10 protein-coding genes and 1 pseudogene are annotated in these 8,711 nt (G+C 66.2%); 2 read left to right on the top strand and 9 right to left on the bottom strand.

The genetic code is table 11. The features are described 5' to 3' along the window. Positions 1-679, top strand: a 679-nt coding sequence (locus tag RMO12_RS09965) for a sodium-dependent bicarbonate transport family permease (protein WP_309639174.1), incomplete at its 5' end; no start/stop codon positions are given. Positions 680-683: 4 nt separating this feature from the next. Next, positions 684-986 carry a P-II family nitrogen regulator gene (locus RMO12_RS09960; RefSeq protein ID WP_309639173.1) on the top strand — a complete coding sequence of 101 codons (303 nt, stop codon included), beginning with the start codon at positions 684-686 and terminating at the stop codon, positions 984-986. A 151-nt stretch (positions 987-1,137) separates the two neighbouring features. On the opposite strand, the gene RMO12_RS09955 is transcribed toward RMO12_RS09960, so the two are convergent. The 9 genes and pseudogenes from RMO12_RS09955 to RMO12_RS09915 all read right to left on the bottom strand — a co-directional run. Beyond that, entirely contained in the window at positions 1,138-2,019 is an 882-nt protein-coding gene (locus RMO12_RS09955) for a universal stress protein (RefSeq protein WP_309639172.1), read from the bottom strand. A gap of 43 nt (positions 2,020-2,062) precedes the next feature. After that, the gene (locus tag RMO12_RS09950; protein ID WP_309639171.1) at positions 2,063-2,497 is read right to left on the bottom strand and encodes a universal stress protein; all 435 of its coding nucleotides are present in this window, start codon (positions 2,495-2,497) and stop codon (positions 2,063-2,065) included. 14 nt (positions 2,498-2,511) lie between these two features. Beyond that, positions 2,512-2,862: a phosphate-starvation-inducible PsiE family protein gene (locus tag RMO12_RS09945; RefSeq protein WP_405029658.1), complete on the bottom strand. Its 351-nt coding sequence runs from the start codon at positions 2,860-2,862 to the stop codon at positions 2,512-2,514. Continuing rightward, the gene (locus RMO12_RS09940) at positions 2,748-2,993 is read right to left on the bottom strand and encodes a hypothetical protein (protein ID WP_309639169.1); all 246 of its coding nucleotides are present in this window, start codon (positions 2,991-2,993) and stop codon (positions 2,748-2,750) included. The genes RMO12_RS09945 and RMO12_RS09940 overlap by 115 nt, the downstream gene beginning before the upstream one ends. Then, a complete protein-coding gene (locus RMO12_RS09935) occupies positions 2,993-5,707 on the bottom strand; it encodes an HAD-IC family P-type ATPase (RefSeq protein ID WP_309639168.1) in 2,715 nt (904 codons plus the stop codon). The genes RMO12_RS09940 and RMO12_RS09935 overlap by 1 nt, the downstream gene beginning before the upstream one ends. After that, positions 5,697-5,982, bottom strand: a pseudogene (locus RMO12_RS09930) (copper-transporting ATPase); the annotation flags it as partial. The pseudogene RMO12_RS09930 and the gene RMO12_RS09935, both read right to left, overlap by 11 nt. An 86-nt stretch (positions 5,983-6,068) precedes the next feature. After that, positions 6,069-7,307, bottom strand: a complete 1,239-nt coding sequence (locus RMO12_RS09925) for an MFS transporter (protein WP_405029657.1) — start codon at positions 7,305-7,307, stop codon at positions 6,069-6,071. 149 nt (positions 7,308-7,456) lie between these two features. Beyond that, positions 7,457-7,954: a TPM domain-containing protein gene (locus RMO12_RS09920; protein ID WP_309639166.1), complete on the bottom strand. Its 498-nt coding sequence runs from the start codon at positions 7,952-7,954 to the stop codon at positions 7,457-7,459. A 2-nt stretch (positions 7,955-7,956) separates the two neighbouring features. Further along, positions 7,957-8,711, bottom strand: a 755-nt coding sequence (locus RMO12_RS09915; RefSeq protein ID WP_309639165.1) for a TPM domain-containing protein, incomplete at its 5' end; no start/stop codon positions are given.

Below are 8,711 nucleotides of genomic sequence, written 5' to 3'. Positions count from 1 at the left end.
GTCGGTCAGTGTGGTGACCTTCGCCGTTGCCTCTGCCTACCTCGCACGTCTGGGACAGGCGCCCGAGGGCTACATGACGGTGTTCCTGGTGCTCCTCGAGTTCCCCGCATTGGTCATCGGCACGCTGCTGGCCCGACACGGCGAGCGCGGTGCTCCAAAGGGCCACGCAGCGGCCCCTTCGTGGCCCTTCGGACGGGTGCTGCACGAAGTATTCGCCGGCAAGAGCATCGTGCTGTTGTTGGGCGGACTGGCGATCGGCTGGCTCGCCGGCCCTGACGGCATCGCGCCGCTCGACCGCGTGTTTTTCGATCTGTTCAAGGGGCTGCTCGCGTTCTTCCTGCTGGAGATGGGGCTGGTCGCCGCGAGCCGTATCGGCGACTTGCGCCGTGCGGGCGTCTTCCTGTTTGCGTTTGCCACGCTCATGCCCCTGGCGGCCGGGGGCCTGGGCTTGATCACCGGTCAGTTGCTCGGGCTGTCCGTTGGCGGCATCACCTTGCTGGCCACGCTGTACGCGAGCGCGTCCTACATCGCGGCCCCGGCAGCGATGCGCATCGCGGTGCCGACGGCAAACCCGGCGCTGTCGATAGGCGCGGCGCTCGGCATCACCTTCCCGTTTAACCTCATCGTGGGCATTCCGCTGTACCACCGGCTTGCTCAGTATCTTCACGCCGGAGGCTGACGCCATGGAACTGACCGCTCGCAAGCTGCTGACCGTCGTGACCGAAGCCGCGCTCGAGGACACGCTGGTGCGAGAAATTGAAGCCCTCGGGGCGCGCGGCTACACGATCACCGATGCTCGCGGCAAGGGCGGACACGGCAAACGCGACGCCACCTGGGCGCCGCACGCCAACATTCGCCTCGAGGTGCTGTGCGGCGCCGACACGGCCCTCGCCATATGCGCGGCACTGCGCGAGCGCTACTCCGACAACTACTCGATGGTGATGTACGTCGGTGACGTCGACGTGCTGCGCCCTGAGAAGTTCTGACCCTGGGCCTCTCGAGCTCTCGGCGGTTGACGCGCCAACCGTTCTGGTCTTGCGACGCTTGCAGGCAATGCGGGTTGCATTGCGCCAATGGCCGCGAGAAACATCTCAGTGCGCGCTCGTCATGCAAGAGAGGCTTGTTAGCCCAGTAAGACTAGGGCACGAGCAGCACGGCGCGCGAGCTGTTCAACGCGCCGGTTGCGACGCTGCCGAGCAGCGCGCGCTCCACTCCGCTGGTCGCGCGCGCCCCCAGCACCAGCAGATCCCCCCGATGCTCGGCGACGGCCTTCAAGAGGCTCGCGAGTGGAGCGCCGACGCGCACATCGCACTGGGCCTTCCAGCCGCAACGCTCGAGGCGGGCGGCGCCCGCCTCGACGGTGGCCTGCGCCTGCCGCAAGCGTTCCTGGTTCTGTGCGGCCACCTCGCCGCGAATTTGCGCGCGCATCGACGCGGGGAGCTGCCGAACCGAAGCCGGAACGATGACCGCCTCGACCACGTTCACGAGGACCACGCGGCGGCCGCGGCCGGGCTCGAGCGAGCCCAGAAAGTCGAGGGCATGCTCGGCATTGGGACAGCCATCGAATCCCAGCACGAAGCGGCGCACTGCACGCGGCGCCTCGCGCACGACCAGCACGGGACATCGTGCACGTGTGGCCACGCTGCGTGAAACGCTGCCGGCGAGCAGGCGACGAAACACGCCATGGCCGCGCCAGCCGAGGACGATCACGCTCGCGTCGAAGCGTTGTGCTTCGGCAAGAATCGCCTCGACAGGCGGCGCGTCGACGACCACGACGCTTGATTGCGGCCACGACCTTGCCAAGGCGCTGCGCGCCGCGGCGCCCACCTCCTCGAAGCTCGCCTCGACCGCCGCGCGCGTGTCGTCTGATGCGAAGGGCATCCAGCCAGAGCGTGCAACGACGCCGAGCAGCCGCGACGAGGCCGGCCAGGGAAGCTTGACCGCCGTCTCCAGTGCCGCTTGCGCGGCGCGCGAACCGTCGCTTGCAATCAGGATCCGGTGTGGTTTGCGCACGGCCATGCTGTTCTCCTTCAATGCCTGCTTTACGAAATCGGGGGGCTGGCTATGTCGCAACGTGCTTCACGATCGTCACGGGCACCACCGCGGCGTGCAGCACCGCTTGCGATACCGAGCCCAGCAGCGCGCTGCGCAGCGCGCCCCGGCCGCGCGCGCCGATGATGATGGCGTCGCAGCCGTGGCGACCCACCATCTCGATCAGCGTCTGTGCCGGGTCGCCAGAGCCGATCTCGCGCTCGACGGAAATGGCTGCGGCCAAGAACATCGCCAAGGCACCCTCGAGCGCGAGCGCGCCGACCGCGCCCGTCACCCTCTCCAGCGCCTCGGCATCGGGCGCCAGCAGCATTTCATAGACGTAGGTCGGTTCCTGCACTGTTACCAGCACGAAGCTGGCCTGCAGGCCGTTGCGGTGCAAGTGCACTGCGTGACGCACGGCGTCGAGTGCGGCCTCGGAGCCGTCGACGGGAACAAGGATCTTCATGGGTCCACTCCAGTTCAAAGTTCGCCGTGGCTTTCGATGGAAGTATTTTTCACCACGGCCAGCCAATAGGCCACGGCCAGTGCGAGCACCAGCGCCGCCGTGGCGAACACATAGGCCGGGCTGACTTCCTTGTAATCCAGCACGATGACCTTGCGGGCCACTGCCATGAACGCCGTGGCCAGGACGATCTTGATATGGATGACGTTATCGCGCAGGTAACTGGAGATGTTGATGAAAATTTCGATGGCAATCAGCACCGCCATGAAGGCGCCGAAGGTGGCCAGGATGTCGCTGATGTTGAGCAGGTATAGGGGTGGTTGGAGATGCGCTCGAACAGCACGTAGGCCACGTCCGCAACCCCCCACCAGATCACCAGCACCATCATCACCGCCAGAATCCGCACGGCGTGGCGGATTGACTTCGCAAGCATGCGAATGAGCGGGTCGTCCAGAGGCGGCAGCGACGACGACGGGGAGGGGGCACTCTTCGGGTCCATTAAGTTCTCCGGCGATTGAATTGCAGCAATTTCGTCAACAGCTTGTAGCCTTCGTCCAGAAGCAGGATGGATGAGGCCACCGCGCACGCCAGAACCCAGTCTCGGGTCGACAAGGCGGTCGTATTGAAGAGCGCCTGAGCCGGTGCCCAATGCACCACGAGCACCTGCAGCCCCACGACCGTGCCCAGTGCCACCCACAGTTTTGCGTTGCTGAGAAATTGTCGGTTGAAGGCGGAGCCCGTGCCGGCGCGGGCGTTGAATACATTGAAAAACTGAAACAACACGAAGGTGGTGAAGGCCAAGGTCAGCGCATAGGTCTCGCCGCGCTGCTGGGCGTAATGAAACAGGCCCAGGGTGCCGACTGCCATCGTCAGCCCGTACATCAGGAGCCGCTTCAAGCGCGCCAGGGAGAGGATGCGCTCGTCGGCACGGCGCGGGGGCTCGAACATGATGCCGGGGCGGGCAGGCTCCAGGCCCAGGGTCATGGCGGGTGGTCCGTCCATGATGATGTTGATCCACAAAATATGGATCGCCGTGAAAGGCATCGGCAAACCCAGCAACTGCGCGCCGAGCACGGTGAAGACGGCACCGACGTTGGTTGAAAGCTGGAAGCGCACGAACTTGACGATGTTGTCGTAGATGGTGCGCCCCTCCTTGACCGCATCGACGATGGTGGCGAAGTTGTCGTCGGTGAGCACCATGGTGGCGGCCTCCTTGGTCACCTCGGTGCCGGTGATGCCCATGGCCACGCCGATGTCGGCGTTTTTCAGCGCCGGTGCGTCGTTGACACCGTCGCCGGTCATGGCCACGACGTGGCCGCGCGCCTTCAGCGCCTGCACGATCTTGACCTTGTGTTCCGGGGCAACGCGGGCGAACACGGCGGTTTCCTCGATGTGGCGGGACAGCTCCGCGACGTCGATCCTGTCAAGCTCCGCGCCGGTCAGCACCGCGCCTTGCAGATCCAGTTCGCGGGCGATGGCGGCGGCCGTGATGCTGTGATCGCCGGTGATCATCTTGACCTGGATGCCGGCCTTTTTGCACAGGCGGATGGCATCGCGCGCCTCGGGGCGGGGCGGGTCGATGATGCCGACCAGGCCGATCAGCACCAGCTCGCTTGCCCATGACATCAGGTCTGCAGTGGGGTCGAATTGCTTGGCCGAAATGTCGCGCCCGGCCACCGCCAGGACACGCATGGCCAGGCCGGCAAAAGCGGCGTTCTCGGCCACGAAGGCGGCGCGGGCCGACGCGTCGAGCGGCATCTCACCCAAGGCACTTTCAGCACCGAGAAAGCGGCTGGCACGCGCCAGCAAAACGTCGGGCGCACCCTTGACGAACATGCGCACCCACTCGCCATCGTGGTGAAAGGTAGCCATGAACTTGTGCGCGGAATCGAAGGGGATTTCGGCGATGCGTGGGCGGTGCTCGGCTGCCGCTTCCTGATCGACACCCCCTCTGGAGGCCAGTGCCAGCAGCGCGCCCTCGGTCGGGTCGCCGATGAGCTGGCCGTCGTGGATGCGGGACTCCGAGCACAGGGCGGCGGGGATGAGCAAGGGCAGGAAATCAGGCAACGCAGCGGGCAACGCATCGGGCGACGCGCCGCTGGCTTCGCTGATGACGCCCTCGCCGCCATAGCCTTCCCCGCTCACCGCAAAACGCCGCCCGCGATAGAACACCGAGCGCGCAGTCATCTGGTTGAGCGTGAGGGTGCCGGTCTTGTCCGAGCAGATCACCGTGGTCGAGCCCAGGGCTTCAACGGCGGACAGTTTCTTGACGATCGCGCGGTTCTTTGCCATGCGGTGCATGCCGATCGCCAAGGTCACCGTCACCACCGCCGGCAGTCCTTCGGGAATGGCGGCCACGGCCAGGGCGATCGAGGTCAGCACGGTCTGCACCAGGGGATCGCCGCGCGCAATGCCGAGCGCAAAAATCACGCTCACCACCGCGGCGGCGATAAGCGCCAGACGCTTACCCAGTGCATCGAGTTGCAGCTGCAAAGGCGTTGGACTTTCCTGCGCCGATTCCAGCAGGCTGCTGATGCGGCCCATCTCGGTGTGCATGCCCGTGGCCGCGACCAGCAGTTCGAGGCGGCCGCGCGTGATCACGGTGTTCATGTAGGCCATGTTGACGCGCTCGGCCAGCGCGTGTTCGCCCGGCGCCAGGGCCGCGGCATGCTTGCCCACGGCGTGCGATTCACCGGTCAGCGCCGCTTCGGCAACTTCAGCGTTGTGTGCGACCAGTACGCGGCCGTCGGCGGGCACACGGTCGCCCGCCTCGAGCAACACGATATCGCCCGCCACCAGCTGCTCGGCCGCAATCTGCATCACCTTGCCGTCGCGCCGTACCCGTGCGTGCTGCGCCAGCATCTTCTCGAGCGCGGCCAAGGTGGCCTCGGCGCGGTGCTCCTGGTAGAAGCCCAGAGCGGCGTTGAACGCCACCACGATCAGGATCACCACCGCGTCCTTGACGTCGCCGATAGCGCCGGCCAGCGCGGCGGCGCCGATGAGCACCAGCACCAGCACGTTCCTGAACTGGTCCAAAAACTTTAGCCACGCCGAGCGCGGCTTTTTCTCGGCCAGCTTGTTGGGGCCGTGACGAACCAGCCGCTGCGCTGCCTCGGCTTGGCTCAAGCCGTGAGCAGGATGGGTTTGAAGCCGTGCTGCGCACTGTGCGACATCGAGGCTGTGCCAGGCCGGAGTTGGCGTTTCATTGGTCATTGATCAACACCTTGCGACGCGATCCTCGCAGGCGCAAGGCGTTCGAGATGACCGACACCGAACTCAGGCTCATGGCCAGCGCCGCGCTCATCGGCGAGAGCAGCCAGCCGGTGAACGGGTACAGCACGCCGGCCGCCAGCGGCACGCCGAGCGCGTTGTAGACGAAGGCGAAGCCGAGGGTTCTGCTTCATGTTGGCGACGGTGTCCTGCGAAATGAGGCGAGCTTGCGCGATGCCGCGCAGGTCGCCCTTGACGAGCGTCACTTGCGCGCTGTTGGCGTGGATGCATTTCAGTTCGAGGGCTCCAGTCGTTGTGGCTGCATTGCGTTGGGCGCGCGTCGCGTGCCGGCGAAGGTGAACATTCATTCTGGAGAGTTCTGCAGCGCCCGTCCGTGCGTCAGCGCACCCAGCCAGCGCGGTCTGGCCAACAGGAGCAGCAGCATCACCACCAAGGGAAGGGTCAGCCAGCCGAAGCTGCGCTGTGCAAGCGTGCCGAAGAGCCATCCGCCCGCGGCCGAGCCGAGCGTCTGGCCGAAGCCGGCTGCTGCGGCCAGGCCACCCATCACGGCACCGAGCTTCGGTGGTGAAGCGCCGGCGGCCAGGTAGGCGATGACCGGCAGTACCAGACCCGTGCCGGCAGCGGTGAGACTGACGCCCAGGTACATCCAGGCGCCGGAGTGATTCGCAGGCAGCGCGTCCAGCACGGCCAGCCCGAGCATCGCGAGGATCAGCCCTGCAGCGATGAGGACGCGTGCCGAAATCCTCTCCAGCATCGACGTGAAGAACAGCAGTGCGTTGACGCCCAGCATGACCAGGCTGCACTCGGCAAGCATGATCGCCGCCTGGCGAGAGGACTGGCCGGACTGCTGCTGCCCTTGCAGCACGATGCCCAGCTCGAAGCTCGCCAGCACGAACATCACCGCCCCGCTGAGCCACAACAGCGCGCCAGGCTGGCCTTGGGCCGAAGTCACCGGCTGCTTTTGCACCGCCGCGCCCGCGGCAAGTGATGCGGGCAAGGTCCCGGCCAGCCCCAGCATCATCACGCCGCCGAGCAACGCAGACAGAACGAGCACAAGCCGCGCCGAGAGCGCCGAGGAAACCGCTCCGTCGGCGACCCATGGCCCGACCCAATCGGCCACCGCGCTCAGTCCGGGGCCGAACAAAAATCCGAGCAGCGACATGGCGCCCAACCACGCAAAGCGCCGTGCGCGCAGATCCTCGGGGGTGTGCTCGGCGACCAGCGCAGCGACCACGGGGACGACCGCCGCCACGAAAAAGCCGGTCGTGGCGCGCAGTGCGTAGATTGCCCACAAACCGGCCATTGCCGGCACGAGCAGGAGCAGCAGGCTGCCGACGTAGCCGACGAGCCCGGCGATCAGGATTCGGCCCCGCCCGACGCGATCCGAGACGACTCCCCACAGGGGGGCACCCAGCAGCACGCCGGCCGCGTAGACACCGCTGAGAAAGCCGACGTGACGGCCGACTTCGGTGGCATTTGCGCCGGGCATCACCCCGGCCAGCCAAGCTGGCAGCACGGGCAACAGCGCCCCATAGCCGGCCGAGACGATGAAGACCGCCGCCGCCAGCCAAGCCAGTTGCACGGGCCGCAGCCCGGCGCGCCCAGTCGCGCGGGTGCCGAGAGACGTTTGGGCGGTCATTGGCGTCGCGAAGAATGGTCGGAGAGCCCGCCTCGGGCCCGCACGGTCAGTCGTTTTTCAGAGCGGAGAGCGGTCCGATGAGCTTGGCTTTGTCACAGCACCACCGGCTTGTCCGGCAGTTCATTGCCATCGTGGCCATCAGCAGGAAAATGCGTCATCAGGTGCTGCGTGACAGCCTGCACACCGCTCACCACGCCAGCCTCGAAGTTCGATTGCTGGAAGGCTGTTTCCATCTGGCGGCACACCTTGCTCCATTCCTGTGAATCCACCTTGGTGTGAATCCCGCGATCGGCCACGATCTCCACGGCCCGATCCGCGAGCAAGAGGTAAATCAGCACGCCCGTGTTGTATTGGGTGTCCCATACGCGCAGTTGCGAAAACAGGTCGATCGCGCGATCCCTGGCCGACTGCCCCTTGAACAGCGGCGCGCCGTCCAGCGCCGCCTCGACTGCGAATCGTATTTCTCCGACATGAGCGGTCTCGCTGGCCTTGATCGCGTCCTCGATCGCGTTCAAGGTGCTGCGGGGAAAGGCCCGCCTGAGCTGCCCGTCGGTCACCAGCAGATGCTTCACGATGCGTTTGATCTTCATGCTCACCACCTGCCCGAAGCGCCGCCGCCACCGAATCCGCCACCGCCGCCGCCAAAGCCACCACGGCCTCCTCCGCCGTAAAGGCCACCGAGTCCATGCCGGCCCATGCCACCACCGAACAGCGTGACGAACAGCGCGACCACGCCGGCGACCAAGGCCACCGAGATGGCACCGACGACGAACCAGGCAATCACGGCGACGACGCCGCCCGTGACCAGCGAGCCAGGAAGCTTGCCCAGCGTGGCGCGCAGCACGCCGCCCACGGCGAGCGCCAGAATGAAAAGCACGGGGGCGTACTGCTGCACATCGCCGACGCCCCCGGTGGGCTTGTTGCTCGGCGCCGGCAAGGGCTCCCCATCGATGACGCGCATCATTTGCCCGACCCCGGCCGTGATGCCGCCATAGAAGTCCTGGCTCTTGAATCGCGGCAAGATGGTTTCGCTGATGATGCGTTTGCTGGTGAGATCGTTAAGCGCCCCTTCCAGGCCGTAGCCCACCTCGATACGCATCGCGCGGTCGCCCTTCGCAACGACGAGGATGGCGCCGTCATCGATCTTCTTGCGTCCGAGCTTCCATTGCTCGGCGACGCGCAAGGCGAACGGCTCGATGGCTTCCGGGGCTGACGAGGCGATCATCAGCACCGCAAGCTGACTGCCCTTCTTGGCCTCGAACGCCGTCAAGGTTTGCTCGAGCGACGCTCTCTGCTCAGCGGTGAGCGTGCCGGTCTGGTCGATGACATGCCCCGTCAACGGCGGGA

The organism is Methylibium sp. (genome assembly GCF_031393925.1).
Lineage (GTDB): Bacteria > Pseudomonadota > Gammaproteobacteria > Burkholderiales > Burkholderiaceae_C > Methylibium.
Note: the sequence above shows the minus strand (reverse complement) of the source record. Positions and strands in the feature narration are given on the sequence as shown.